The 852-nt window shown below is 61.2% G+C and carries 1 protein-coding gene; it reads right to left on the bottom strand.

Going from position 1 to position 852, the window contains the following annotated elements; translation table 11 throughout:
- Window positions 1-721 (bottom strand): acyl-CoA dehydrogenase family protein (locus F6Q13_RS18135; protein ID WP_293059491.1); only part of this gene is annotated, 721 nt, incomplete at its 3' end.
- Window positions 722-852 lie beyond the last annotated feature (131 nt).

The following is an 852-nucleotide window of genomic DNA, read 5'->3' as shown; positions in this document are numbered from 1 at the left end:
CGAGGATGTCGCGGAAACCCTGGCCCTCCTCGCCGACGCGGTCCTCGACGGGAACCTCGAGGCCGTCGATGAACAACTCGTTGGAGGAGACCGCGTTTCGGCCCATCTTGGGGATCGGGCGAATGTCGACCTTGCTACGGTCCAGGTCGGTCAAAAAGAGGGTGAGGCCCTCCGTCTTGCGGGCAACGTCTTCGAACTTCGTGGTGCGGGTCAGCAGCAGGACCTTTTCCGATTCCAGCGCCTTGGAGATCCAGACCTTGCGGCCGTTGACGACGTAATGATCGCCGTCGCGCCGGGCGAAGGTGGTGATCTTCGTGGTGTCCAGGCCCGCGCCCGGCTCGGTGACACCAAAACACACATGCAGCTCACCAGTGACAATGCGGGGCAGCGTTCGGGCCTTAAGCTCCTCGGACCCGTGGACGATCACCGGATGCATGCCAAAAATCGACATATGCATTGAGCTGGCGGCGTTCATCCCGCCGCCGCTGGCCGCGACTTCCTCCAGCAGGATCGAGGCCTCCGTGATGCCGAACCCGTGGCCCCCGTATTCCTCCGGCGTTGTGATGCCGAGCCAGCCGCCCTCGGCGAACGCGTCATAGAACTCTGTTGGGAACTCGTGCCGTTGATCCTTGCTCAGCCAGTAGTGGTCGTCGAACTTGGCTGCCAGTTCAGCGACCGCAGCGCGGATCGTCTGCTGATCATCGCTCAACTGGAATTCCACAACTCTCTCCGCTCGACGACTGTTGAGAATCGATCTAAGCGGTAATCATACTAATGGACAGACCAAAAAGGAAGGGTGCGACGTGCCTCACGTACTTTGAGCGCGTGGCCGGTGGTGGTGCCTCAGCTAGT

This window comes from Mycobacterium sp. (assembly GCF_008709575.1).
In the GTDB taxonomy this organism is placed as follows: domain Bacteria; phylum Actinomycetota; class Actinomycetes; order Mycobacteriales; family Mycobacteriaceae; genus Mycobacterium.
The sequence above is the reverse complement of the archived record's forward strand: the minus strand, read 5'-3'. Positions and strand labels throughout refer to the sequence as shown.